This is a genomic window from Marinobacter sp., assembly GCF_048266785.1.
Taxonomy (GTDB): Bacteria; Pseudomonadota; Gammaproteobacteria; order Pseudomonadales; family Oleiphilaceae; genus Marinobacter.
In genome coordinates this window covers 549802-574338 of record NZ_JBLWYX010000001.1, presented here as the reverse complement: position 1 = coordinate 574338, position 24537 = coordinate 549802, and the positions used below count along the sequence as shown (strand labels likewise).

Genomic DNA, 24537 nt, shown 5'->3' with positions numbered 1-24537 from the left:
ATGAGCCTTACAGAACAATCACCCGTAGTCTGGTCTCCCACTGAGGCGACGCTGGACAACGCCCATATGGGCCGGTTTAAAACGTGGCTTGAAGGCCAGGGTTATGGCCCCTTTGCGGATTATCACGCACTGCACCGGTGGTCCGTTGATGACCTGGAAACCTTCTGGGCCAAAGTCTGGGACTACTGTGGCCTGATATGCGAGACACCGGCCAGTAAAGTGCTGGGCAAGCGGGACATGCCCGGCGCCGAGTGGTTCCCGGGTATGAAGCTGAACTTTGCCGCCAACCTGCTGCGCCTGGCAGAAGGCGAGCATGCCAACCAGGAAGCGATTGTCGCCTACTGTGAAACCCGCCCGGTTTTGCGCCGCACCTACGGCGAACTGAAATCCGATGTCGGTGCGCTGGAAGCCTTCCTGCGCAGCAAGGGCATCAAAAAAGGCGATCGGGTAGCCGGTGTTGTAACCAACGGCTACGAAGCCCTCGCCGGCATGCTGGCGGCAACCAGCCTTGGTGCTATCTGGAGTTCCGCCTCGCCGGACTTTGGTATTGGCGCCATCCTAGACCGGTTTGGCCAGATCGAGCCCTCCGCCCTGATCGTGGTAAACGGTTATGGCTACGGCGGTAAGACCTTCGCCCGCCAGAACGATTTTGCGGAACTGATTGACGGCCTGCCAACGCTCAAATGCGTTGTCAGCGTTGAGCAACTTCCGGGAGAAACAGCGGTTCCGGGTGAGCTGGTAACTACCTGGGACGCGGCACTTGCTTTTGGTGCAGGCCAAGCACCCTCATTTGCGCCGGTCGACCCTGACCACCCGGTCTATATCCTGTATTCCTCCGGCACTACCGGCAAGCCCAAATGCATCGTGCACGGCACCGCCGGCCTGCTCGTCAATCACGCCAAAGAACTTATGCTGCACGGTGACGTAGGCCCGGAAGATCGCTTCCTCTACTTCACCACCTGCGGCTGGATGATGTGGAACTGGCAGGCCTCCGCCCTGCTGACCGGCGCTGCCGTCATTACCGTAGACGGCTCACCGGGCTACCCCAGCCTGAACTTCCTGTGGGAAACCGTAGCCGAAGAGCGCGTTACCCACTTCGGTACCAGCGCAAGATTCATTGCAGGCTGTCGCAAGGCTGAAATGGCACCGGCTGAAACCCTGGACCTCAGCAACCTGAGAATCATTTTCTCAACCGGCTCGCCTCTGCTTCCGGAGGACTACGACTGGGTATACAGTCACGGCGCGCCCAACGTACTGCTGGGCTCCATTGCCGGTGGCACAGACATCTGCGGCTGCTTTGTCGGTTCCACTCCACTGCTACCGGTACGCCGGGGCGAAATCCAGTGCAGCTTGCTGGGCGTCGACGCTGTAGCGTACGGAGACGACGGCAGTCCCGTCGAACAGGGCCGCGGTGAACTTGTCTGCCGCCAGCCTTTGCCCTCCATGCCCGTCGCCTTCTGGGACGACGCCGACGGCGAACGCTACCGTGCCGCCTACTTCGACACCTTCCCGGGCGTCTGGGCACATGGTGATTTCATTGAGTTCTCCGAGCACGGCGGCGCCATCATCTACGGCCGCTCTGACGCCACACTCAACCCCGGCGGCGTGCGCATCGGCACCGCAGAAATCTACCGCCAGGTAGAAACGGAAGCGGCCATCAAAGACAGTTTGGTAGTCGGGCGCCAGATCGACGGCGACGTAGAAGTTGTACTGTTTGTAGTAGCTGCCGAAGGCCAGGAGCTCACCGACGACCTGCTGAACCAGCTAAAAGTCCGGATCCGCAAGGGCGCCAGCCCACGCCATGTTCCCAAACACATAGTTCAGGTGCCGGACATCCCCTACACCCGCAGCGGTAAAAAAGTGGAACTGGCCGTCGCTCGCCTGATCAACGGCACCAGCAAAGCAGACAACCGGGATGCCCTGGGCAACCCGGAAGCGCTGGACCAGATTCGGGACAGGCTTGCCGAGGAGAATCTGTTGCCAAAAGGCTGATCGGAAACTTGAGCGTCAAAACAGCGTGCGGATCGGAATTTTGGTGCCGCACGACATAAAGGTGCCTTCTGCGGGCGGCCACTGTAAACCTTGCCGAGCGTTGGGGGTCAGTCCTTCCCAAAACTGTGCGGAGCCCAAGCGTCACATGGATGTGCCGCAAGGAGCGTGTTTTGGGAAGGACTGACCCCCAACGCGATACTCCCAAGCCAACCAAGCTGTATGCCAAATGTTAGAAAGTTTCGTAAATTCCCGCCACATAGCCACACTGTCACCGAAGATCAGGGGTTTTTAGTCCGTTCTTATACTAAGATCGTAACCCGAGATTACAAAAAAATGGTATCTTAGTAGGCCTATTAAAAGTTCCAAAATCAGTCATTGCAAAGATCAGGCGCCCAAAAAGCGCAAGATCACGCCATGACCGTCCTGAACCCACCTATAAGCCTGAGGACGAAAATGACATCATCCAAAGCAAAGATCGTTTACACACTGACCGATGAGGCGCCTGCCCTCGCTACACGGTCACTTCTTCCGATTCTGGAAACCTACGCCAAGCCGGCTGGCATTGAATTCGAAACCAGTGATATATCCCTGGCGGCCAGGATTCTCGCGACCTTCCCGGAGTACCTGGAAGAGAATCAGCGGGTTCCGGATGCCCTTGCAGAGCTGGGCGAGTACACCAAAGACCCCGACGCCAACATCATCAAGCTGCCGAACATTTCTGCCTCCATACCGCAGCTGCGCGCGGCCATTAAAGAACTGAATGATCAGGGTTACAAGGTTCCTGAATACAATGAGAACCCTGAAACCGACGAAGAAAAAGACATCACAGCCCGCTATGCCAAAGTACTGGGCAGCGCCGTGAACCCGGTTCTGCGTGAAGGCAACTCCGACCGTCGGGCACCAGCCGCCGTCAAAGCCTTCGCACGTAAATATCCCCACACTATGGGTGATTGGAGCCCGGCTTCACGTACCCATGTAGCGCACATGCGTGGTGGCGATTTTTACTCCAACGAACAGTCCCTGACCCTCGACAAGGCGACCAACGCCCGCATCGTTTTCGAGAACAAAAGCGGCAAGCAGACCGTGCTCAAATCCGATTTGCCTCTGCTGGAAGGCGAAGTGCTCGACGGCATGTTCATGAGCAAGAAAGCGCTCTGCAAATTCTTCGAAGATGTCATCGAAGATTGCGAAAAGACCGGTGTAATGTTTTCCCTGCACGTCAAAGCCACCATGATGAAAATCTCCCACCCGATCGTGTTCGGTCACGCGGTGAAGATTTACTACAAAGAGCTGTTTGATCAGTACGGCGACCTGTTCGAAGAAATCGGTGTAAACCCGAACAACGGCCTGTCTTCCGTACTTGAGAAGATCAAGTTGCTGCCGGAATCCAAGCAGGAAGAAATCCAGGAAGCTCTGCACAAAACCTACGAGCACCGCCCGGAAATCGCTATGGTTGATACCGTCAAAGGTATCACCAACCTGCACATGCCGAGCGACGTTATTGTTGACGCCTCCATGCCTGCAATGATCCGCAACTCCGGTAAAATGTGGGCCCGAGATGGCAAGCTCAAGGACACCAAGGCCGTTATGCCGGAGTCCACCTACGCCACCATCTATCAGGAAGCGATTAACTTCTGTAAGACTCACGGTGCATTCGATCCCACCACTATGGGCACAGTGCCAAACGTGGGTCTGATGGCGCAGAAAGCCGAAGAGTATGGCTCCCACGACAAGACCTTCGAAATCCAGGAAGACGGTATTGTGCGTGTGGTTGCCGAAGATGGCACCGTTCTGACCGAGCACAACGTGGAACAGGGCGATATCTGGCGCGCGTGCCAGACCAAAGACCTGCCGATCCGCGACTGGGTCAAGCTGGCGGTTAATCGCGCCCGCGCTACCGGTACGCCTGCTGTGTTCTGGCTGGACGACGAGCGTGCTCACGATGCCGAGCTGATCAAGAAGGTTCATACGTACCTTAAAGATCATGATACCGAGGGTCTCCATATCCGTATCGAGTCGCCCGTTCGCGCCATTCGCTGGACCATGGAGCGCCTGATTCGTGGTCTGGATACCATCTCTGTAACCGGCAACGTGCTGCGTGACTACCTTACCGACCTGTTCCCGATTCTGGAGCTGGGTACCAGTGCCAAGATGCTGTCAATTGTTCCGCTGCTGAACGGCGGTGGGCTCTACGAAACCGGCGCTGGCGGTTCTGCACCCAAGCACGTGCAGCAATTGCTGCAGGAAGACCACCTGCGCTGGGATTCGCTGGGCGAGTTCCTTGCTATTGCGGTGTCGCTGGATGAACTGGGTGAGAAACACGACAATCATCGTGCACGCCTGCTGGGCCAGACTCTCGACAAAGCCACCGAGCGTCTGCTGGAAAACAACCAGTCGCCTTCCCGCGTGACCGGTGAGCTGGATAACCGTGGCAGTCACTTCCACCTTGCGCGCTACTGGGCAGAGGAGTTGGCAAGCCAGGATAGCGACAAGGAACTCAAAGAGTTCTTCACTAAAATGTCGGCGCAGCTGGAAGAAAACAAGGACAAGATCCTGGAGGAAATGAGCGTTGTCCAGGGTCATCCGGCGGATATCGGCGGCTATTATCACCCACCTGCGGAGAAGGTGAAGGCGGTCATGCAGCCAAGTGAAACTCTCAACCGGATTATGGAAGATGCCCGCGCATCGGTGAAATAATCCCGGACGGCACCCGGGCACCTCGCCTGGGGCTGCCTGAGACAGAAGCCCGGAAAGCCTGTAACACGGCTCTCCGGGTTTTTTATGCCTGCTGCAGCGGCACCAGTTGCCCGCCGGTCAGCCGGGCCAGATCTTCGGGTGAAAGCTCAATCTCCAGCCCGCGGCGGCCAGCGCTGACGTAGATAGTGTCAAAGGCCTCTGCAGAGGCGTCAATCAAGGTTTTCAGGCGGTTCTTCTGGCCCAGCGGACTAACGCCTCCCAGCACGTAACCGGTGCGGCGCTGGACTTCCTGCGGGTCCGCCATGCTTGCTTTCTTTCCGCCGGCAGCCTTGGCGATCAGCTTCATGCTCAGCATGCCGGTGACCGGCACCACGCCAACGGCAAGGGTTTTGCCATCAACGGTTACAACCAGAGTTTTGAATACTCGTGCCGGATCTACCCCCATTTTTTCGGCGGCTTCATTGCCGTAACCCGCACTGGCTGGGTTGTGTTCGTATTCGTGGATGTTGTGGGGAATACCGGCTTTACAGGCCGCATCGATACCGGGGGTCATAGGTTGCTCCTGAAACCATTGGTTTTTCTTTTGCTCAACGGTCTATGATAACTTCAGAACGAACCAACCCGAAGACGGAATAAAAACAGTCACCAACACCAAGGCGTACCCGATGAACCCGATAGCCCGTCGTGCACTGCACAGTTGCAAGGTTCCCAAGGACTTGTCTACCGTTACTCACCGTGATGTCGCCGGTGAAAAGCCGGAAGCGGTTGGCGTTGATCCCCGAACGGTAGACACTATCTGGAAAAGCGTCGAAGCCCTTTACCGTACGGGTGTCCATCCTGGCATCCAGATATCGGTGCGGCACAGGGGTGAGCAGATTCTGCACCGGGCGATTGGCCATTCCAGCGGCAACGGCCCTCATGACCCCGTCGGCACACCCAAAGTGGCGATGACCACGGAAACGCCTATTTGTTATTTCTCCGCGTCCAAGGCGGTCACTGCTTTATTGATGCACATGTTGGTGGAACAGGGGCTGGTCAATCTGATGGATCCAGTGTCCTACTACTGTCCGGAGTTCGCGACGAACGGAAAGCGCACCATTACGGTGCATCAAATTCTCTCGCACCGAGGCGGAATTCCGGCAATCCCAAAAGACACGCCGATTGATGTGCTATGGGATCAGGACGAGATTTGGCGTCTGCTGTGTGAAGCCAGAGCCGTCGAGGTAGACGGCTCCAAGGTTGCGTATCATGCGGTAACTGGAGGCTACGTACTCCAGCGCGTGCTGGAGAAGGTGACGGGCGATACCATCGAAAACTATCTCGACAGGCATCTTCGCAAGCCAATGGGTATGAAGTGGTTTACTTACGGGATTCAACCTGAAAACCTTCATGAGCTGGCCACCAATTACGCTACCGGGCCTACCCCGCGCTTCCCTGTGTCCTGGATCGTCAACCGTGCGCTTGGCGGTGATATCTCTACCGTGGAACACGTGACCAACGATCCGCGCTTCCAGGAAGCTGTGATTCCGGCGGGCAATCTGTGCGGCACGGCCGAGGAAATGGGGCGATTCTTCCAGATGATGCTTAATGGAGGTACCTGGAATGGCAAGCGTATCTGCAGCGAAATCACCGTTCGCCGGGCCATTCAGCAGTTCGGTTCGTTACAGATTGACCGCACCATGATGATTCCCATGCGTTTCAGTGCCGGCATGATGCTGGGCGGCAATCCGGTTGGCTTGTGGGGGCAAAAAAGTCGCTACGCGTTCGGGCATGTGGGGCTGATCAACAAGCTCTGCTGGGCAGATGCCGCCCGGGATATCTCCGTAAACCTGCTCAATACCGGGTTTCCTATTGTGGGGCATCACCTGCCTGCGCTGTGCAAGTTTGTTTATACCATTGCCAGTCAGTTCCCATTTCGCCCGGAAAGCGAGCGCCCTGTGGTCGCCGCCTGAAGCGACGACCATTCACAGGGTTCTTAGCTGGGCCTCCAGAATGCCAAGCACGGATGACAGAATGTCGCGGAAGTCCGTTAGCGTCTGAGTGCGCTGGATGACGTCCTCGCGGCTCTCGTCCAGCTTTTCAAGCTTGGGCACAACCCGGCGAATGCCTTCAGTGATCACCTCATAAGGATAGTGGTGATCCTGAATACTGAGCTTGTTTATCTCGGACACTTCCTGGCTGAAAATACTGATGATGTCGTACAGCATGTCCTTGTGCTGGATGCTGGCGGCTTCCCAGTATGCGTCGTCCAGCAGTTCAAGAAGGGAGAGGTATTCCCTCAGGGTATCGGCAACGGATGTCTGGCTCATAAACAATCCCGGTAGCTGGAAAAGAAACAGTCAGAAGAACTATAGCAGCGGATTCGTCGGGATTCTCTGTGTGCCTGCTCTGTTGCTGGATAATGGCGTAAAGTTGAAAGCATATTCATTTGTTGCACTTTGTCGGACAACTGTGCAAACTGCACTCTGATAAAGGAACTGTCGCCACTCAATGGATGAGAGACAATGGACAAGTACACAACTCAGCATCACGACTATCTTTCACCGACCAGAAACGTCCGGCTCGATCATCACGACAGCGTGCTAAGCCATGTGCACCAACAAGTCAGTATGGAAGTAGAGCGGCTGGAACGCCGAATCGAAGTTCTGCGCCTGACCAAGGCGCCCCACGTTGCCGTTATGATTTCAGCCTATGAGCGGATGATTGAGCACAAAAAAAGCTTTTTGCAGACCTGCGATCTTGATGAGCATCGCGGTTACTGACGCACGTAGGCTCCGGTTGCAGTCCAGCTCACAGCCGCATCGCTTTCTGTATCTTCGATGTCGAAAGTCGAAAAGACCAGGTCTACATTGGTTGCCGGATTGAACGCCGACTCCCCGGTATCCTCCAGCCCGCAACCGCCCCGATCCGACTGCAGACAATAAACCATAAGACAGGCATCGACCCTCGCGGAGACCACATTTTGCAGCAACGGTGTAACCCGGCTTCAGGCAAAGCAGTGCAGTGGCTGCTTGTCGCCATGTTTTTGGTATCGGCTCTGGCGCCCGGTCTGGCGAGCGCTCAGGAGCAGTGCCGAAATGGCCAGATCGTTCTGGAACGCAATACGGAAAGCGTCCGTGATTTTGGCGGTTGCATCTCTTATATGGAGGATGCCGGCCAGCTTTATCTTTTACCGGACATTCTGAACATGGAACCTGAGCGGTTCACCCGCCACGAAAGCGGCGTACTGAATTTCGGCTATACCGAATCTGCTTACTGGACCCGCTTTGATTTGCGTGCAGATACCGGAGAGGTGGGTACAGAGTGGATTCTGGAGCTGGCCTTGCCGCTGGTAGACGAGGTGGTGCTGTATCTGGTGCGCGATGGAGAGCTGATTGACCAGCGCAAAGCAGGCTATCAGGACAACTGGGCAGAGCGTGATCTGGCTGTGCCAAACCCCACCTTCCGGTTGACCCTGGAGCCCGGCAGCGTTACCTCTGTATACCTGCGCATTATCAATACCAACACCTTCCGCTTACCTGTCAGCCTCTGGAACCCCAATAGCTACATTGAAAAAGTGTCGGTGGACGAAATCGTCCGGGGTGCGCTGTTGGGGAGCCTGCTGGCCATTCTGGCCTACAACCTGTTTGTAGCCGTTTCAGTTCGCGAGCGCAGCAACATTTACTACGTGCTCTATCTGGTCTCAGCGGCGGTGTTTATTGCGACCGAACAGGTTCATGGTATCCAGCTGCTGGATAGCCGGCCTGCTCTGCTCGACAAAGAGTACCTGCATTTCCAGATCATCATGACCTGGTTCTGGGGCCTGCTGATGGCCCGCGCCCTGCTCGAAACCCGTACTCGTTCAATGGATCTGGACCGGGTTATCATGATGTGCATTTATTCCGTTGTCCTTACTTTTCTGTTGTCGCTGTTCCTTCCGTACCACGTTGCGATGGAATGGATTGTTATTGGTTCGATGCTGCTCTGTCTTATTCTGATCGTGGTGAGCTACCTGTCCTGGCGTTATTACAACCCGGCGGCTCGCTCCTACTTTTTCGCATGGACCCTGGCACTCATTGGTTTTGGCATCTATGCGCTGACGGTTATGGGTTATCTGCCGCTTAATACGTTCACCAGTTACGCGCCCCAGATCGGGCTCACCGCTCAGATTATCCTGTTTTCCTTTGCTCTGGCCGACCGGATCAAGCAGGTTCAGGGCCAGGCACTGAACTGGAGCCGGCGGGCACTAAACAGCCTGCAGCGTTACCAGTCATTGTTTGATAACGCCATTGAGGGCGTTTTCCAGATGTCGCCCGCGCGGCAGTTTGTAACGGCCAACCCTGCCATGGCGCGGTTAATGGGGTTCGGCAATAGTCGGGAGCTGTTGGCAAATAACCCGGATGTACTGGAGGCGTGTATTGCAGATAACCAGTTGCGGGAACTGGTGGTTGAACAGCTGGAGGCACGAGGCACGATAAAAGGGGTGGAGGCTCGCTATCTGACGAACGCCGGAGAGGAGCGCTGGGCCATTATTTCACTCCACACAGCCTACGATACTAATGGCGAGCCTACGCACCTGGAAGGAACCTGCGTCGATTCCACAGAAAGCCATCGCCGCCAGCGCATTGAGCGCGAACGGGAACAGGAACGGCTGGAGAAAGAGCTTGCGCGCAATTCCGCAGAGGCCAAGAGCCAGTTCCTGGCCAACATGAGTCATGAGATCCGAACGCCGTTGGCGGCCATTATTGGCTACGGTGAGACGCTTATGGACCCGGATCTTGATGAGCAGGAAAAGCGCAGCAGCGCGGAGACCGTTGTCCGGAGCGGGCGACACCTGCTTGAACTGGTGAATGATATTCTTGACCATTCCAAAATCGATGCCAACAAGCTCGATGTGGACGTAGTTCCGGTGAACCTGGCAGAGCTGTTAGATGAGATTCGTGCTTTTTTTGCCCCTCGGGCCAAGGAAAAAGGTCTCGACTTCAATATACTCTGTGAATTCCCGCTGCCCGAGCAGATCCAGACTGACCCGACGCGCCTGCGCCAGATCATTATCAATTTGTGTGGAAATGCGCTTAAATTTACGGAAAAAGGGTCAATCTCCCTGTCGATACGTTGTGACCGTGAGCAGGAAATGCTGGTCGCCCGGGTTGTCGACACGGGAATAGGCCTGAAACCGGAGCAGATTGGTCGGCTGTTTGATCCCTTTGCTCAAGGCAGTGCTGCAATTTCCCGACAGTATGGCGGCACTGGCCTCGGCCTGAGTATCTCGCGGCGGCTGACGGAAATGCTGGGTGGCAGTATCCGTGTGAGTAGCACTTACGGAGAGGGCAGCGAGTTTGAGTTATCGATTCGTACCGGTGCCCTGGATCAGGTTCACTTCCTGCGGGATGCGTCGGAGATGAGTCAGCGCCGGCGAACCATTCCAATGGTTGTGGCGCCACGCCTTTCCGGGCGCATACTCTGTGCGGAGGACAACGACGTAAACCGGCGCCTGGTCTCGTTGCTGGTGAGTCGTACCGGAGCTGAGCTTGTGCACGTGGGTAACGGCGCCGAAGCGCTTGAGATGGCTGTCCGGGAGCCTTTTGACCTGGTTCTGATGGACATTCAGATGCCCGTAATGAATGGGCGCGATGCCACCGCAGCGCTGCGGGAGGCCGGGGTGAATACGCCCGTTATCGCACTGACCGCCAATGTGATGTCTGAAGACATTGCCGACTACCGATTTGCAGGCTGCAACGAACACCTCGCTAAACCCATCGACAAGCAGTGCTTTTATGAGGTTCTGGCCCGGTACCTGAAGGTTAATGTCGGCAACGCCGTAGAGCTGGGCCAGCAATACCGTGGCCGGGTGCTGGTGGCTGAGGACAATGAAGAAAACCGGCAGCTTGTAGAACGGATGCTGAACCGCCTTGGCCCGGATGTTGTAGCGGTTGCCTCGGGCGCTGAGGCTGTACGTAAAGCGCTTTCAGAATCGGTGCAACTGGTACTCATGGATCGGCACATGCCGGAAATGGACGGCGTGGCAGCTACGCAGCTGCTCAGGCAGGCGGGTTTCCGGCGCCCGATCATTGCCTTTACAGCGGGCGACCAGCAGGAAACCGATGCGCTGCGTGATGCAGGTTGCGATGGAGTGCTGGAAAAACCGATAGATGAGCATCGTTTGCAGGCACTGTTGGGTCGTTTTCTGAAGCCTGGGTTGGCTCGGGACGGCCGTGTGGAGAGCGACGAGGAAATCGGCCGCCTGGCAGCCAGATTTCTGTCAGGGCTGAGTGAACGCCGGGAGCGGATGAACCAGGCATTGGCAAACGGTGATCAGGCCGTGCTTGAAACGGAAACGCATCAGATCAAAGGTTCTGCGGGCGCCATGGGGTATCCGGCAATGACCCGTCAGGCGGGCATTCTGGAGGCGCTTGTAAAGGTCACCTGCCCGCAGTGGAGCCAGGTTCGCAGTGAACTGGCGATACTGGATCAGATGATAGTGAATGAACAAACACAGAGTAAAACAGGATCGGGCCTATGAGTGAGCGGCAGTTACACCGAGAACACCAGTCCATGAGCATGATGTACGGCACCTACGCCGATATTCTGTTCGTGCTTTTTCCTTTCCTTGTTATTGGTATGCAGCGCCTTTGGGATGGTCGCCTTTATGAGACTCTGATGAATGCAGATCTGAGCATAGCCGCCGCCATTCTTGCCGGCCTTGCCATCGGGAAGTTTGTGCTCGGTCTGGTCACTAACCGGGACCTTGGCCGCTATAAGGAGCGTATTGTATTCTTTATCGCGCTGACACTGTTTGTGGTGCTCGGGCCCGCCATTATTCTGATGCTAAGCATCACCGTGGGCACCGAAGTACCGGGATTTGTGGCATTTGTGCAGCCTGTGCTGCTGATTATTGCGATTTCGCTTTATTCAACCGCTGTCAGTATCAGCAATATACTGACTCGGGATGACGGCCAGGAACCTTACACGGCCAATGCTGATGAGCATCTGACGGACATCGCCCACGTTCCGGGAGCCAGGCATGCGCCACTGGATCTTCCTCGCCACACAGGCACCGACTCTTGGTAATCGCCGTTCTGCAATGCGCCCGGCGAAAATAGGAGACAAAAGATGGGTAATTTGACCGTACTGGTTGTTGAAGATGAGCCAGTGATGCGCGAACGCCTGGTTGAGATGCTTTATAAAGCTGGAGCAACTGATGTAACAGAGTGCGAAAATGTGGCGTCGGCCCAAAAGGCATTTGATGGCGGCAAGTTCCATATCGTGCTGTTGGATCTCGGCTTACCGGATGGCGATGGCCATGAATTGATGAAGGCATTCAAAGCGGCCCGGGACGGACAGCATATTGTGCTGGTCACTGCGGATGACTCTATCGACAGCATTCAACGGGCAATCAGCGCTGGTGCCAACGGCTATGTCGTGAAGCCTTACTCCCAGGAGAAAATTTACGATGTAATCGGCAATTATGAAGTGGTGCATGATGGCGGCCTGGCAAAGATACAGGGTCTGAACCGGCCCCATTAACTGGCTTCGACGCTCGGGGTTTCGTGGGGGAGCAGACCCGGTAGTGGAAAGTCCGTAGCCACTAACTCGTACAGATATTCAGTGCCGCATGGGCGATAATTCGCATACTAACTAACACCCATGCTTGAAGATACCCAGAGGTTGAAACCTAAGAAGATGTCCGAAGAATCCGGATCTGCCCGCAATAAGTTCCGTTTCCATTTCGCAGTAGAAATCATTCTGGTAGCCGCGCTGGCTATATACATGGTGCTGGCACAGGGACAGGTCGTTGGTGATGATCTTGCCTTCACCGTTGTAGGGGCCGGGCTAATGGCGCTGGTCACTTACTGGACCTTATCTACCCTGAGGGACGGTCTGGAAATGGTCGTTCTCAGAGCGCGCGGCCTGAAGCTGAAGCACTGACGTATTCCCAGGTTTTCTGCAGAATCAGAGCATCGTTTGCCGCGCGGTGAACGGGTAGGCCCAGCTCTGCAATAACCTGCTGGCGTGCATCTGGCCACAGCTTTACCTGCCGTGAATCGAGCAGCATGGACACAGACTCCAGTTGGAATCCGGGCTTCATACCGGCAGCTCGGAACAGCCGATACAGCCAGAAACTGTCGAATGTCCAGGCGTCGCAGAACACGTAACCGGACAACAGCCGGTTAAGGTGATGAGCCACCTCCGTTACGGCATTGCCCTCCGCAGACAACCTTGCTCTTGAAATGCCATGAATCTGCTCCGCGCTTGCTGACCAGTCCTGCCAGAGTACGTGGGGCGCAATCAGCCAGCTATGGAGCGCGCTGTCAGGCATGCAAACGCCCACCTCGATCGGGTAGCTTGCAATCAGATCAAGGCTTGATGCCTCGAAATCGATAAATGCCGGGCGCGGTTCTGTGATCATTGGCAGTCTGACAGTCAGGTTGTTTTGGGGCCAGTTTACCCGCCCGCCTTCACAGACGCGAACCCAACCCGCCTTTGCACTGTTACAATACGCGGATTATATTGCCCGGTTTTTACACAATCGTTTATCGCTTTGCCAGGAGCCTGCATGACTGACACCGTGGTTGTAATCTATTCCGGAGGTATGGACTCCTTTACCTTGCTGCATCGTGCGCGCGCCCTGGGGTTGAAGATTCATGCGTTGTCCTTCAATTATGGCCAGCGTCACGTCCGTGAGCTTGATGTTGCCCGCTCTGTTTGCACAGACCTCGGCATTCCCCACAAGGTGATCGACATACGCGCCATGAGCGAGGTTATGTCCGGTTCAGCGCTGACCTCCGACGACGCCATACCCGAAGGGCATTACGAAGAAGAAAACATGAAAGCCACGGTGGTACCCAATCGCAACATGATCCTCCTCTCCCTGGCAACCGGCTATGCCGTAACCGTGAATGCAGGTGCTGTGTGGTACGGAGCTCACGGAGGCGATCATGCAATTTACCCAGACTGCCGGCCGGAGTTTGTCAAAAAAATGGATGCCGTATGCCGCATAGCCAACTACGAACCCGTGGGTATCGAGGCGCCGTTCATGCATATGAGCAAAGGTGAAATTCTGGCCGAAGGCCTGAAGCTCGGGCTCGACTACGCCCACACCTGGACTTGCTATAACGGGCGGGGAAAGGCCTGCGGGCTCTGTGGCTCCTGTGTGGAACGACTCGAAGCCTTCGCGGAAAACGGTCTTGCAGATCCGTTGGATTACGAGGTGGGGCGCTGATGTACCGGGTCAAGGAAGCGTTTTATACCTTGCAGGGTGAGGGTGCCCAGTCGGGGCGCTCTGCAGTGTTCTGCCGTTTCAGTAAATGCAATTTGTGGACAGGCCGGGAAAAAGACCGCGCAACGGCGGTGTGTAATTTCTGTGATACGGATTTTGTGGGCACGGATGGCCAGAATGGCGGCGCCTTTGAAACCGCAGAGGCCCTGGCGGCTCACATCCACAGTCTCTGGCCGGATGCGCCAGGGGCACCCTATGTGGTTTGTACTGGTGGTGAGCCGTTATTGCAGCTGGACGACGAGCTGATCAATGCGTTTCATCAACAGGGCTTCGAGGTGGGTGTAGAAACCAACGGCACCCTGCCAGCGCCAGCCGGTATTGACTGGCTGTGCGTAAGCCCGAAGGCGGATGCCCCGGTGGTGATTGAGGCCTGCGATGAGCTGAAGCTCGTATATCCGCAGCCCAAGGCCATGCCGGAGAGGTTCACCCATATAAAGGCACGGCACTTTTTCCTTTCGCCCATGGCATCACCGTCAGCCGTGGATGGCGGCACAGACCCGGTCAAGCAGAGCAATACTCGCAAAGCCACGGATTACTGCCTGGCAAACCCTCGGTGGCGCCTGACCCTGCAAATGCACAAAATCATCGGAATCGACTGATGACGCAGTAACCGGTGTCTGTGCGCGCGGAAACACCGCGGGCGATTCCCGTTCAATTGCCCTGGTAGTGGCTTGGGTTGACGCCATGTTCACCGCTTTTTACGCTCAGGTCCAGCCCGACCCGAAGCAGCAGATCGCGTTCGTCCAGACCAATACTGTTCAACAGTTCAGCCAGTATATGCAGGTAGATGGCCGGCATATCCAGGTCCTGAGTAATCGAGGCCAATCAGCTTGATTAAGGCAGGGTTAGTCAGGATCCGCGGGGAGGTTCAGAGCCGGATATCGGTGATCACCGGGTTGTGATCAGATGAGCGCCACGGCGACGCAGCGGTGCCCGGAAAATTGTTTTTGTATGTCAGAGCCGATGGCTCGTCGGCATTGATGTTCCAGGTTCTGGCACTGATGATCCGTGATTTGAGGGGCGGCGAGGCGAGAGCGTAATCCAGCGAACCTTTTTCACCTTTGTATCGATAGGTGTATTGGTCACACTGCTGAGCGGTGCAGGGGTGAAAATGATGGACCATGCTGGTGAAGCCCGCCTGTTGCAGGGCCTGTAAGGGCGCCTCCCGGAAATAGCTATTGAGATCACCGGTGATCAGCGTACCCGCAAGGTCCGGGATCTGCGGCAGTTGTTCAAGCCAATCTGCAAGGGCATGAGCCGCTTCTGTGCGGCGCGCGGCATAGCACCCCTGACCGTCATTCCTGTCGCGATTGGGGCCTGTTGCACCTTGGCAGGACTTTGATTTCAGATGTGGCACCACGACCTGAATTGCAAGACGCCGGCCTTCGGGTCGGAAGGTCTGACTCAGCGGGGGGCGGCCCTGTTTGCTGAACGGGCCGGTGTTCAGGCGTTCCGGCGTTGCCTCGGCTGCGATGCGATCACGCCGATACAGTAAGCCCGTGCGGATCTTGTCCTGGCCATCAGCGCCCGGGGTGGCAACAAAGGCCCATTGTGGCCCGAGAGCCTGTGCCAGTTGTGCAATTGCGCTGACGCTACTGTAGCCGTCATTCTCAAGCTCAGTAATGGCCAGAATATCCGGATCCGGCCGGCGGAGCGCTTCTATGAGCCGTCGTTGCTGCACCTCCAGAGCCAACGCAGTTGGAGCGCCTCGCGCCGTTGGAAAGCCTCCACCCTCGCCATCTCCGTTAAAATAGTTCTCCAGATTCATGGTCATAACCCGGATATGCTTCTCCTCCGGACGGGCGGGTGCGGGTGGTCTCACGTTTACCGACTCAAAAACCGGTGGTTTTTTCGGTTGTATCCGCCAGGCTCCGAACCGGTAATCGAGAATCCCCGTGAGTTCCTGGACCATATCGCCACTGCGAACCGTGCTCTTGTTACTCAGACCACCGGGTGGCCAGGGTATCGGGCGGGGATCGCGAGCGCTGCGGCCATCGTCCAGCAGAAGTCTCTGCTGTCGGTTTCGGTCGGCGATCTGTGTGGCCTGTGGGCCTGGTTCCAGGTATTCCGTGGACACCACTTGATCGCCAGCTGCCAGTGTGAGTTCGCCGTAACGTGCCAGGTTCCAGGAATCGATAACCGTCAAGGGCTGAGCCACCTGGACCCGCATGTTTTCAAGAGATTCCAGTGCGTCCGGCCAAAGCAGCGTCAGAGTTTGAGCTTTCGGGAGGGATGCCGAGCCGCAGGAGGTGATCGTTTGAACATCGGCCAGTTCGGTCAGACCATGGAATTCCTTGACGGTGCCACTAACGCGCAAGCGTTGCCCCGGCGCCCCCGTCTTTTTGCGGGTATAAATAAACAGAGCTTCGGAGGTCTGGGGGTTACCGTCGGTTTCGCCGTCAGCCTGCTGCAGATAAAAGCCGTTAAAACCAGCGCCCATGCGGGCGTCGAACGTGAGAATGCCCTCTACAGTAACGCGATCACCGGCGAGCGGAGAGGTGTCACCCTGACCCTGAATTTCAGAGACCGGTATCGCCGGCTCGCCACAAGCGGTTGCTGCAAAGCCGTATGAGGCAGGTAGCGAAAAAACAAGGAACAGGGCACAAAAGTGCTTTGTGCTCGGGGCCGTCACCATGCTGATTCGTTTATCTGAGACCCGCAACGGCTTTCAGGGCGCGTTCGCGTTTGCTGCCGAAGCCGAGCTGATCCGGATTGGTCAGTTCAAGTTGTTGAATCAGCGGGTCTGGATGATGGTTGTCCAGTGTGATTCCAAGCCGCGACAAAACGTAAGGTGCAAGAGCGGCCCGGGTATCAACATCCAGAACGCCATTTTCCATGCCGTAGTCCAGCGCGATAATCTTTTGTTGGGCCTCCGTCAGGCGATGATCGGGAGTGATCGACATGGTGACGTTGCGGTTCCAGTCATCATCTTGCTGGCTGGAGTGCTTGGCTTTCTGTCGCAGAGCGATGGGTGCAGCGTGAAAGCGGCTGAGGGCGAAGTCCCGGAATTCGCGATTGGAGTCACACCAGGCGCGCAGGTGCCAGTTGTTTCCGGTGCAAACCAGCGTGTGCGGCTCAAAAATGCCCTCTACAGCTTCAGGGCGGCTCAAGGATGCGTAACTTGCTTTGAGTTGGCGACCATGGCGGGTGGCGGCGACAACGGCGCGCATGGTTTCGGGTGCGATAACCCGGATCGGGGCGTAGACAACGGTACTGTCTGGCAGTCCGATATCAAGGTCTTCGAAAGTGCCGCTGAGGCTTTGCTGGCGTGCGAGCAGGTCCTGGTATTCGCTGACGTTTCCACGCGTAACCACAGGCCTGAAACGGGCCGCAGGCACGTAGCCTTTGAGGTGGCGATCATAAACAAGATTGCCCGGTGCCAACTCGCGCAGGTAAGTGTTTATATCCTTGGATGCCTGCTGCCGGCCGATACCAAAGCTGTGACAAATGTGGTTGGTGGTCAGGCGACCTTCCCACAGTGCAATGGTTTCGATGAGTCGGTAGCGAAGCAGCAAATCCCATCGGATGGGCCAGTCCGTTTTCTTCATAACCAGACGCTCACGGGTTTATTGAATATCTGTAGTTTATGTTACCTCCTATGCCACGGTTGTTCTGTTACGTCACATTAATGTGAAACATTGTGAAACCGCGCCATAGACGGGTTTGACACTCCCGCGCTGCGTGCTACAGACTTGCGGCAAGTGCGTAGTAGTCACTTCGCTGAGGTGCTGTTGTAATACGGTCCCAGTAAAGCCCGGAGCTTTCTCAATGACCCGAACGGTCGCCTCCCTTTCTGCTCTTCTCATGAGTATCGTTCTGCTGGTCAGCGGAAATGCGTTTCTGATGACACTGCTGGGTATTCGCCTGAGCATCGAGTCGGTCTCACCAGACGTTATCGGCTGGGTGCTGGTGTGCTATTCCATTGGCTTTGTTCTGGGTACTCTTTACGTGCACCGAATTATTGGCCGGGTTGGCCATATTCGAGCGTTTGCTGTATTTGCGACGATTGCTGCCGTGACGGCACTCCTCTATCCCATGGCAGTTTCCGCGGAGCTCTGGGCATTTTTGCGGGTGCTTTCGGGATTCAGCATTGCCGGCGTGCTGGTTGTTATAGAAAGCTGGTTCTCCAGCCGTGCCACCAACAACAACCGGGGCGCCCTGTTTGCGGTCTACCAGATCGTTTTTTACCTTTCTGCCGCTGGTGGCCAGCTTATTGTCAACGTGGGCGATCCAGCCAACTTCATGCCATTTTCCCTCGCCGCGATTCTGCTGGCGCTGGCGCTGATCCCTTTGTCCCTTACCCGGATGGAAGCGCCGATCATCGAACAGGTTCAGCGCATCTCGTTTTTTACGCTCGCCCGCGAGTCATTTACCGGCGTTTCCGGCGCCGTGATCTGTGGCATTCTGATTGGCGGTTTTTATGCACTGGGGCCGGTGTACGCAACCCTGATGGGGTTGGATGTCGCCAAAACTTCAACCTTTATGGCCAGCGCCATTATTGCGGCCATGCTTCTTGCCTGGCCACTGGGGCGGCTGTGCGACCGCTTTGATCGCCGCCGGGTCATGTTCTGGGCGGTGTTTGCGGCGGCAATGGCAGCCGTTGCCGTCAGTTTTACGGGCGCTGGGAACCTCTGGCTGCTCATGCTTCTGGTGGGAATATTTACCGGCCTTTCGGCAATGATTTACCCGATTTCTGTTGCTATAACCAACGATCGCATGGAAAGCACTCGTATCGTAGCGGCCAGTGCTACTTTGCTACTCAGCTACGGTGTTGGCAGTGTCATCGGCCCCATTGCGATGGCGGAGCTGATTAATCTGATGGGCCCGAAAGGCCTGTTTGTGGGCAATGCCGGGGTCTTGTTTGTTCTTGCGGTGATCACGTCGCTGCGCATTAATTATACCGATGATGTCGCTGTAAAGGACCAGGAGCATTATGTGCCCGCAATGCCCGAAACCTCTTCTGTACTGACAGAAATGGATCCACGGAATACGGAATTCCATGAATCCCCTGAGGTTGAAGAAATGCATGAGGAATCTCTGCGTCACACCGGCTGACGCAGGGGAACCGGCCAGGCTTTCGGTTTTTCCCGATTTCGTTTTGTTTTAAATTCTGTTCTTATCTTAATGGTTAGCTTACTATTAGTAGCTTTCCCATAATGTGAGTCTTTTGGTCGGTGCTGTGTGGCTCACGAAGCGCGATTCCGGCCCCGGAACGGAGTGTTAACCATGAAAGATCAGTTCCCCTTTGCTGTCGCCCGGGTAACCCGTCGCTGGCGCAAGCTGTTAGACGAGCGCCTGAAAGACCTGGGTGTTACCCAAGCACGCTGGACCACCATGGTCTACCTCAAGGAAGGTGGCGAAGGCCTCACCCAGCGGGAGCTTGCGGGCCTGATGGCTATCGAGAATCCTACGCTTGTCCGTTTGCTGGACAGCCTGGAGCAGCAAAAGCTGATTGAGCGTCGGGCATGCCCGAATGATCGCCGGGCTCGCCGCCTGCATCTCACAGACCCCGGTCGGGAGTTCATGGAAGTTCTGTCTGCCCGGGCCAATGCACTGCGGGACGAAATGCTTGACGGTATCAGTGAGAATGAAATCGAGAGTGCGCTGAAAGTGTTCCACAAAATTCTGGATAACGCTGAAAAACAGAAGTAAGTTCTTTGGGACCGCTCAGCGTTTGCATGCGAAGTGCATTCGCTCAAGTGGTTGTTAAGTCTGCAGTGATTGCTTAATATGCAATTCTTCTCTTCAGGGGAGTAGCTTCCGCGCTTGGTATTCAGGGGCGGACGGTGGTCAACATACTTGGGGCACATTCCCCATGGCCATCGTGTTTCATTGGTTTACCGGTGAAATTGGCAAGACCTGAGGCAGACTTACCTCCAAGGGCGGAAGGTAAGGCTGTCTCATGTCTGACTATCCGCCCCGGACTGATCCATGGATGCATTTCTTACCTCCACCATAGCCGTAGCCATTGCGGAAATTGGTGACAAGACCCAGTTGCTCTCGCTCTTTCTGGTTGCCCGCTATTCCCGGCGCTCTGCCATTATCATGGGCATTCTGGTTGCAACGATTTTGAATCACGCCTTGTCCGCCTGGCTGGGTGCCTGGGTCGCGGCATGGATTCCCGAGGCCTGGTTACCCTGGATTCTCGCGGTGAGCTTTGTGTTGATTGCGCTGTGGCTCCTGATTCCGGACAAGGACGACACCGACGACTCCCGGTTTCTGGGCATGGGGGCTTTCATGGCGACAACCGTGATGTTTTTCCTGGCAGAGATCGGTGATAAAACCCAGATAGCCACCGTTGTACTCGCAGCCCGTTTTACTGAAACAATCTGGGTTATCATCGGTACAACAGCGGGGATGTTGCTGGCCAATATACCGGTTATCATGGCGGGTCACTGGTTAATGGATCGCATGCCACTGGCGACAGCTCGAGTCTGCGCAAGCATTCTGTTTGCCGTCATGGCCGTTGTGACCCTTTCATCGGTCATCTGGAACTCTTGAGAGTGGCCGCTGTCACTGCATGCGTAGATGCAGGTTTTTCTGGAATGGGATTTATGGGATTGAAAAAGTATTCAGCACTGATGTTGTTGGCGGGCGCGATGGCTTTCCAGCCCCTGTGGGCCGCCGAGCAGGCCAGAGCAGTTGAAAAGCCTGTTGCCGCAAAGGTTCCCGATCGCAGCCCCCGTGTGCCAACGTTCAAAGTGACCGGAGATCTGGCCGGCCAACTGGGCGTGTTTACTACCCGTTATGAAGATACCTTTGCCGAAGTGGGCAGCCAACTTGCAATGGGCTACCTTGAGCTGGTGAAAGCGAATCCGGGTGTTGATCCCTGGCTGCCCGGCGAAGGCACCACGATCACATTGCCGCGCCAGTACATCATTCCCGAGGCCCGCCGGGAAGGTATTGTGATAAACCTGGCTGAGTACCGGCTGTACTATTTTACCGAAGATGGCGTGCAGGTTTATCCGGTTGGCGTTGGTACGTCTGAAAACCCGTCCCCCCTGACGGATGCAAAAGTCACCATGCCTCTGGAATCACCGGCGTGGTACCCCCCCGCCAGTATTCGCGCGGAGTATGAAGCTTCCGGAGACTTCCTGCCCCGAATGATACCGCCGGGCCCGGACAACCCTCTAGGCAGCCATGCTCTTTTGCTGAGTGAAAAGGGCTACCTGATTCACGGCACCAACAAGCTGTTTGGCGTGGGCATGCCGGTCAGCCACGGTTGTTTTCGAATGTATAATGAAGACATATCCCGCTTTGTGTATCAGGTGAGCAAAGGTACTTCGGTTCAGATCGTTAATGAACCGGTTAAAATGGGAATGTCCGGTGGCGAGGTGTGGCTTGAAGTTCATCGCCCCCATGAAGAATACAGCCAGGAAGATCGGGATCGTCTATGGCGCGAAGTGACCCTGGAAGTAGAAGCCTTCCGCAAGAAGTATCCGGGTGTTGAGGTACAGCGCAGGGCAATCGAGCTGGCTGTCGATCAGGCGGACGGTATTCCTGCCATGGTTGGTGAACAGGTTGCACGCCTTGCATCCGGCGAAACGGCAAAAGACAAACAACCCCCCACACCGGAAGAGCCCAAGCAGAAGCTGTATTTCTGACGGTGCCCACGCCGACGTTCAGGATGTTGATAAATCGGGAGAGTCCATGAGTCGCACCATACTGATCACCGGTGCCAGTTCAGGCCTTGGTGAAGTCATGGTCCGCAAGTTACTGTCAGTATCCGTGCGCTTGATGTAAACAACCACGATCAGATTTTTGAGGTCTTTCGGGCGTTTCAGCAGGAATTTGGTAGCCTCGACCGTATTGTCGTTAACGCCGGTATTGGCAAGGGTCAGCCCCTGGGTACCGGTAAGTTCAACGCTAACCGCCAAACCGCAGAAACCAACTTTGTTGCCGCCCTGGCACAGATGGAAGCAGCGATGGAAATATTCCGTGAGCAAAACCGGGGGCACCTTGTCACTGTGTCTTCAGTAACGGCTGTACGCGGTATGCCGGGCAATGTGAACACCTATGCGGCAACCAAGGTGGGTCTTGCGGCACTTTCAGAGGGTTTGCGTGTCGAACTGAAAAAGGCGAAATCATCCATCAAGGTGACAACGCTTTATCCGGGGTATATTCGGACGGCAATAAATGAGAAGGTAAAAAACGCGCCTTTTATTGTGGATGCGCAGACCGGTTGCAAGGCTATGGTAAAGGCCATTGAGTCCGGAAAGAGTGAGTGTTTTGTGCCCGGTTGGCCCTGGACACCCATCGGCTTTGTATTGCGGCGACTGCCCGTTACGGTGCTCGCCAGGCTGTTCTGATCAATCTTCCGGGTTCGGGGAGGCGATATGCAGTCCTACCATCCCATGAGATCAGGTCGCCAGAAATGGCTCGGAATATGGACCGTGGTTTTTCTGGTCGGTACATCGCTCGCTCTGGCTTTGCTGGCTCACCAGGTATTTGCTCAACAAAAGAGTCCCCGAGGCGCCCTCGTTCTGACGGTTGAGGGTGCCATCGGCCCTGCTACCATGGATTACGTGGTGCGCGGAATTCGCCGCGCCGAGACCGAAAGTTTCGAGTTGATGGTTCTCGAGATGGATACGCCCGGCGGGCTTATGGACTCCATGCGCGGAATCATCAAAGCCATCCTTGGGTCCGATGTTCCAGTAGTGACCTATGTGACCCCTCAGGGTGCCCGTGCGGCCAGTGCGGGCACTTATATCCTGTACGCTAGCCACATCGCGGCTATGGCACCTGCAACCAACCTTGGCTCCGCAACGCCGGTTCAGATGGGTGGGTTGCCCGGAAGCGAGGACCCGCCAGCAGATACCAAGCCTGAAAAAGACACTAGTGAGGACCGCAAGCGCCGGGGTGGAACGCCCATGGAGCGAAAAGTTCTTGAGGATGCGGTCAGTTACATCCGAGGCCTGGCGGAGCGTCACGGCAGGAATGCGGATTGGGCGGAAGAGGCGGTTCGTGAAGCGGTAAACCTTGGCGCCCGAGAGGCATTGGATAAAAACGTTGTTGATATTGTTGCGGCGGACTTGCCCGAGCTGATGCGCCAGATTGACGGGCGCACGGTGCGCCTGGCGTCTGGTGACCTAACACTTCAGACTGCCGGCCTTGAGATTATCCGCATGCGACCGGATTGGCGCACACGCCTGCTTTCAGTCATTACCAACCCCAATGTTGCCTATTTCCTGATGATTATCGGGTTCTACGGCATTATCTTTGAACTGGCGAACCCGGGTGCCGTGGTGCCGGGTGTGGTTGGCGCCATCTGCCTGGTCCTGGCTATGTTCGCATTCCAGGTGTTGTCCGTTAACTACGCCGGTCTGGCGCTGATACTTTTGGGGCTGGGTTTTATTGTCGGAGAATCCCTGGTGCCCAGTTTCGGCATTCTCGGTGTTGGGGGCATAGTTGCGTTCGTTACCGGATCAGTCATTCTTATGGATGGGAGTCATCGCGCGATTTCGCTACCAGCGATTGGTGGAACTGCAACCATCGCGGCGGGCTTTATTCTGTGGACAGTCACCCGGTTTATCGGGCTGCGCAAAAAACGCCTGGTAATCGGTAGCGAGCAGATAACCCGGCAAACAGCCGTTGCGCTGGACGACTTTCAGGAGGCGCATGGAGGCTACCGGGGTCATGTTCGCCTGAGTGGAGAGCGCTGGAAGGCGGTTAGCCGTCATCCCGTAAACCGGAGTGATGTGTTGCAGGTCACCGGAATTGATGGCCTGACTGTTAGCGTTGAGGAGGCTGTATGATTGGTAATCTGATTCCCTGGCTGGCACCCATTGTGGTGTTGTTGTTGATTCTGGGCTCTGCCATCAAAATTTTGCCGGAATACCAGCGTGGCGTGGTGTTTTTTCTGGGCCGGTTCCAAGGCGTGAAGGGCCCGGGGCTGATTATTGTGATTCCCGGCATTCAACAGATTGTGCGGGTAGATTTGCGAGTAATCACCTTGGATGTGCCGAGCCAGGATGTGATTTCCCGGGACAACGTAACGGTGCGGGTGAATGCGGTGCTTTATTTTCGGGTTGTAGATCCGGAGCGCGCGATTATCCGTGTTGAAGATTTCAATGCCGCGACCAGCCAGCTATCCCAGACCACGTTGCGATCGGTATTGGGCAAGCACGACCTGGACGAAATGCTGTCAGAGCGGGACAAGCTGAATGCGGACATTCAAGAGATTATTGATACTCAAACTGAAGAATGGGGAATCAAGGTTGCTAACGTTGAAATCAAGCATGTAGACCTTGATGAATCCATGATTCGGGCCATTGCACGTCAAGCTGAAGCCGAGCGTGAGCGGCGGGCAAAAGTGATCCATGCGGAAGGCGAATTGCAGGCGTCGAAGAAGTTGGTTGAAGCAGCAAAGGTAATGTCTGCCGATTCGGGAGCCATGCAGTTGCGCTACATGCAAACCCTCTCAGACATGAGCAACACCAATTGTTCCACCATTGTGTTCCCGCTACCGATGGACATGATCAAAATGTTTATCGAGAAGGCGCCAGATAATAATCAACCAAAGCAGCCGAAACCATAACGCGGAAACCAAAAAAAGGCCGGAATCCCCGGCCTTTTTCGCAGTGCTTAAG

The 24537-nt window shown here is 55.8% G+C and carries 24 protein-coding genes; 17 read left to right on the top strand and 7 right to left on the bottom strand.

What is annotated here, in order from left to right:
• Together ACN0V1_RS02700 and ACN0V1_RS02695 are read left to right on the top strand one after the other, a co-directional pair.
• Positions 1-1992 carry an acetoacetate--CoA ligase gene (locus ACN0V1_RS02700; RefSeq protein ID WP_417543504.1) on the top strand — a complete coding sequence of 664 codons (1992 nt, stop codon included), beginning with the start codon at positions 1-3 and terminating at the stop codon, positions 1990-1992.
• A gap of 453 nt (positions 1993-2445) precedes the next feature.
• On the top strand, positions 2446-4689 hold the full coding sequence (locus tag ACN0V1_RS02695; RefSeq protein ID WP_417543503.1) for an NADP-dependent isocitrate dehydrogenase: 2244 nt from the start codon (positions 2446-2448) through the stop codon (positions 4687-4689).
• Between the two features lie 82 nt (positions 4690-4771).
• On the opposite strand, the gene ybaK is transcribed toward ACN0V1_RS02695, so the two are convergent.
• On the bottom strand, positions 4772-5242 hold the full coding sequence (gene ybaK, locus ACN0V1_RS02690) for a Cys-tRNA(Pro) deacylase (protein ID WP_417543502.1): 471 nt from the start codon (positions 5240-5242) through the stop codon (positions 4772-4774).
• Between the two features lie 112 nt (positions 5243-5354).
• Here ybaK and ACN0V1_RS02685 point away from each other — a divergent pair, with 112 nt between their 5' ends.
• Positions 5355-6641, top strand: coding sequence for a serine hydrolase domain-containing protein (locus tag ACN0V1_RS02685; protein ID WP_417543501.1), 1287 nt, complete (start codon positions 5355-5357; stop codon positions 6639-6641).
• 12 nt (positions 6642-6653) lie between these two features.
• Here the strand turns inward: ACN0V1_RS02685 and ACN0V1_RS02680 are convergent, their stop codons facing one another.
• Positions 6654-6998 (bottom strand): hypothetical protein, encoded by a 345-nt coding sequence (locus ACN0V1_RS02680; protein ID WP_291944701.1) that lies wholly within the window; start codon positions 6996-6998, stop codon positions 6654-6656.
• Between the two features lie 195 nt (positions 6999-7193).
• Here ACN0V1_RS02680 and ACN0V1_RS02675 point away from each other — a divergent pair, with 195 nt between their 5' ends.
• Complete coding sequence (locus tag ACN0V1_RS02675) at positions 7194-7451, top strand: hypothetical protein (protein WP_417543500.1); 258 nt, start codon at positions 7194-7196, stop codon at positions 7449-7451.
• Here ACN0V1_RS02675 and ACN0V1_RS02670 read toward each other — a convergent pair.
• Entirely contained in the window at positions 7445-7660 is a 216-nt protein-coding gene (locus ACN0V1_RS02670) for a hypothetical protein (RefSeq protein WP_417543499.1), read from the bottom strand. The two genes, ACN0V1_RS02675 and ACN0V1_RS02670, sit on opposite strands and share 7 nt — an antisense overlap.
• Positions 7661-7708: 48 nt before the next feature.
• Here ACN0V1_RS02670 and ACN0V1_RS02665 point away from each other — a divergent pair, with 48 nt between their 5' ends.
• The 4 genes from ACN0V1_RS02665 to ACN0V1_RS02650 all read left to right on the top strand — a co-directional run bounded on the left by ACN0V1_RS02665 (position 7709) and on the right by ACN0V1_RS02650 (position 12597).
• On the top strand, positions 7709-11191 hold the full coding sequence (locus ACN0V1_RS02665; RefSeq protein ID WP_417543642.1) for a response regulator: 3483 nt from the start codon (positions 7709-7711) through the stop codon (positions 11189-11191).
• Positions 11188-11739 carry a hypothetical protein gene (locus ACN0V1_RS02660; protein ID WP_417543498.1) on the top strand — a complete coding sequence of 184 codons (552 nt, stop codon included), beginning with the start codon at positions 11188-11190 and terminating at the stop codon, positions 11737-11739. The genes ACN0V1_RS02665 and ACN0V1_RS02660 overlap by 4 nt, the downstream gene beginning before the upstream one ends.
• Before the next feature lie 42 nt (positions 11740-11781).
• The gene (locus ACN0V1_RS02655; protein WP_417543497.1) at positions 11782-12195 is read left to right on the top strand and encodes a response regulator; all 414 of its coding nucleotides are present in this window, start codon (positions 11782-11784) and stop codon (positions 12193-12195) included.
• A 141-nt stretch (positions 12196-12336) separates the two neighbouring features.
• Entirely contained in the window at positions 12337-12597 is a 261-nt protein-coding gene (locus ACN0V1_RS02650; RefSeq protein ID WP_417543496.1) for a hypothetical protein, read from the top strand.
• On the opposite strand, the gene ACN0V1_RS02645 is transcribed toward ACN0V1_RS02650, so the two are convergent.
• Positions 12566-13078, bottom strand: a complete 513-nt coding sequence (locus ACN0V1_RS02645; protein WP_417543495.1) for a hypothetical protein — start codon at positions 13076-13078, stop codon at positions 12566-12568. The two genes, ACN0V1_RS02650 and ACN0V1_RS02645, sit on opposite strands and share 32 nt — an antisense overlap.
• A gap of 147 nt (positions 13079-13225) precedes the next feature.
• Between ACN0V1_RS02645 and queC the strand changes: the two genes are divergently transcribed.
• Together queC and queE are read left to right on the top strand one after the other, a co-directional pair.
• Positions 13226-13891, top strand: a complete 666-nt coding sequence (queC, locus tag ACN0V1_RS02640) for a 7-cyano-7-deazaguanine synthase QueC (RefSeq protein WP_417543494.1) — start codon at positions 13226-13228, stop codon at positions 13889-13891.
• Complete coding sequence (queE, locus tag ACN0V1_RS02635) at positions 13891-14547, top strand: 7-carboxy-7-deazaguanine synthase (protein ID WP_417543493.1); 657 nt, start codon at positions 13891-13893, stop codon at positions 14545-14547. Before queC ends, queE begins: the two co-directional genes overlap by 1 nt.
• A 52-nt stretch (positions 14548-14599) precedes the next feature.
• Here the strand turns inward: queE and ACN0V1_RS02630 are convergent, their stop codons facing one another.
• From ACN0V1_RS02630 to ACN0V1_RS02620, 3 genes are all read right to left on the bottom strand, one after another.
• Positions 14600-14746, bottom strand: a complete 147-nt coding sequence (locus ACN0V1_RS02630; RefSeq protein WP_417543492.1) for a hypothetical protein — start codon at positions 14744-14746, stop codon at positions 14600-14602.
• Between the two features lie 70 nt (positions 14747-14816).
• Positions 14817-16583, bottom strand: a complete 1767-nt coding sequence (locus ACN0V1_RS02625) for an ExeM/NucH family extracellular endonuclease (protein WP_417543491.1) — start codon at positions 16581-16583, stop codon at positions 14817-14819.
• Between the two features lie 10 nt (positions 16584-16593).
• Positions 16594-17496 (bottom strand): WYL domain-containing protein, encoded by a 903-nt coding sequence (locus tag ACN0V1_RS02620; RefSeq protein WP_417543490.1) that lies wholly within the window; start codon positions 17494-17496, stop codon positions 16594-16596.
• Positions 17497-17716: 220 nt separating this feature from the next.
• Between ACN0V1_RS02620 and ACN0V1_RS02615 the strand changes: the two genes are divergently transcribed.
• From ACN0V1_RS02615 to ACN0V1_RS02585, 7 genes are all read left to right on the top strand, one after another.
• Entirely contained in the window at positions 17717-19003 is a 1287-nt protein-coding gene (locus ACN0V1_RS02615; protein WP_417543489.1) for an MFS transporter, read from the top strand.
• Positions 19004-19174: 171 nt separating this feature from the next.
• Positions 19175-19600 (top strand): MarR family transcriptional regulator, encoded by a 426-nt coding sequence (locus ACN0V1_RS02610; protein WP_417543488.1) that lies wholly within the window; start codon positions 19175-19177, stop codon positions 19598-19600.
• Between the two features lie 279 nt (positions 19601-19879).
• Positions 19880-20449 carry a TMEM165/GDT1 family protein gene (locus ACN0V1_RS02605; RefSeq protein WP_417543487.1) on the top strand — a complete coding sequence of 190 codons (570 nt, stop codon included), beginning with the start codon at positions 19880-19882 and terminating at the stop codon, positions 20447-20449.
• A 53-nt stretch (positions 20450-20502) separates the two neighbouring features.
• Positions 20503-21552: a L,D-transpeptidase family protein gene (locus ACN0V1_RS02600; protein WP_417543486.1), complete on the top strand. Its 1050-nt coding sequence runs from the start codon at positions 20503-20505 to the stop codon at positions 21550-21552.
• A gap of 120 nt (positions 21553-21672) precedes the next feature.
• Positions 21673-22257 (top strand): SDR family oxidoreductase, encoded by a 585-nt coding sequence (locus ACN0V1_RS02595; protein WP_417543641.1) that lies wholly within the window; start codon positions 21673-21675, stop codon positions 22255-22257.
• Between the two features lie 27 nt (positions 22258-22284).
• Entirely contained in the window at positions 22285-23703 is a 1419-nt protein-coding gene (locus ACN0V1_RS02590) for an NfeD family protein (protein ID WP_417543485.1), read from the top strand.
• Positions 23700-24485 carry a slipin family protein gene (locus ACN0V1_RS02585; RefSeq protein ID WP_417543484.1) on the top strand — a complete coding sequence of 262 codons (786 nt, stop codon included), beginning with the start codon at positions 23700-23702 and terminating at the stop codon, positions 24483-24485. Before ACN0V1_RS02590 ends, ACN0V1_RS02585 begins: the two co-directional genes overlap by 4 nt.
• The last annotated feature ends 52 nt before the right edge of the window (positions 24486-24537 follow it).

Excerpts from the sequence above, each read along its gene's own strand:
- ACN0V1_RS02685 (WP_417543501.1), top strand. The coding sequence starts at position 5,355 with ATGAACCCGATAGCCCGTCGTGCACTGCACAGTTGCAAGGTTCCCAAG.
- ACN0V1_RS02620 (WP_417543490.1), bottom strand. The coding sequence starts at position 17,496 with ATGAAGAAAACGGACTGGCCCATCCGATGGGATTTGCTGCTTCGCTAC.
- ACN0V1_RS02655 (WP_417543497.1), top strand. The coding sequence starts at position 11,782 with ATGGGTAATTTGACCGTACTGGTTGTTGAAGATGAGCCAGTGATGCGC.
- ACN0V1_RS02610 (WP_417543488.1), top strand. The coding sequence starts at position 19,175 with ATGAAAGATCAGTTCCCCTTTGCTGTCGCCCGGGTAACCCGTCGCTGG.
- ACN0V1_RS02600 (WP_417543486.1), top strand. The coding sequence starts at position 20,503 with ATGGGATTGAAAAAGTATTCAGCACTGATGTTGTTGGCGGGCGCGATG.
- ACN0V1_RS02590 (WP_417543485.1), top strand. The coding sequence starts at position 22,285 with ATGCAGTCCTACCATCCCATGAGATCAGGTCGCCAGAAATGGCTCGGA.
- ACN0V1_RS02680 (WP_291944701.1), bottom strand. The coding sequence starts at position 6,998 with ATGAGCCAGACATCCGTTGCCGATACCCTGAGGGAATACCTCTCCCTT.
- ACN0V1_RS02665 (WP_417543642.1), top strand. The coding sequence starts at position 7,709 with ATGTTTTTGGTATCGGCTCTGGCGCCCGGTCTGGCGAGCGCTCAGGAG.
- ACN0V1_RS02625 (WP_417543491.1), bottom strand. The coding sequence starts at position 16,583 with ATGGTGACGGCCCCGAGCACAAAGCACTTTTGTGCCCTGTTCCTTGTT.
- ybaK (WP_417543502.1), bottom strand. The coding sequence starts at position 5,242 with ATGACCCCCGGTATCGATGCGGCCTGTAAAGCCGGTATTCCCCACAAC.
- ACN0V1_RS02605 (WP_417543487.1), top strand. The coding sequence starts at position 19,880 with ATGGATGCATTTCTTACCTCCACCATAGCCGTAGCCATTGCGGAAATT.
- ACN0V1_RS02675 (WP_417543500.1), top strand. The coding sequence starts at position 7,194 with ATGGACAAGTACACAACTCAGCATCACGACTATCTTTCACCGACCAGA.
- ACN0V1_RS02660 (WP_417543498.1), top strand. The coding sequence starts at position 11,188 with ATGAGTGAGCGGCAGTTACACCGAGAACACCAGTCCATGAGCATGATG.
- ACN0V1_RS02615 (WP_417543489.1), top strand. The coding sequence starts at position 17,717 with ATGACCCGAACGGTCGCCTCCCTTTCTGCTCTTCTCATGAGTATCGTT.
- ACN0V1_RS02630 (WP_417543492.1), bottom strand. The coding sequence starts at position 14,746 with ATGCCGGCCATCTACCTGCATATACTGGCTGAACTGTTGAACAGTATT.
- ACN0V1_RS02695 (WP_417543503.1), top strand. The coding sequence starts at position 2,446 with ATGACATCATCCAAAGCAAAGATCGTTTACACACTGACCGATGAGGCG.
- ACN0V1_RS02645 (WP_417543495.1), bottom strand. The coding sequence starts at position 13,078 with ATGATCACAGAACCGCGCCCGGCATTTATCGATTTCGAGGCATCAAGC.
- ACN0V1_RS02585 (WP_417543484.1), top strand. The coding sequence starts at position 23,700 with ATGATTGGTAATCTGATTCCCTGGCTGGCACCCATTGTGGTGTTGTTG.
- queC (WP_417543494.1), top strand. The coding sequence starts at position 13,226 with ATGACTGACACCGTGGTTGTAATCTATTCCGGAGGTATGGACTCCTTT.
- queE (WP_417543493.1), top strand. The coding sequence starts at position 13,891 with ATGTACCGGGTCAAGGAAGCGTTTTATACCTTGCAGGGTGAGGGTGCC.
- ACN0V1_RS02700 (WP_417543504.1), top strand. The coding sequence starts at position 1 with ATGAGCCTTACAGAACAATCACCCGTAGTCTGGTCTCCCACTGAGGCG.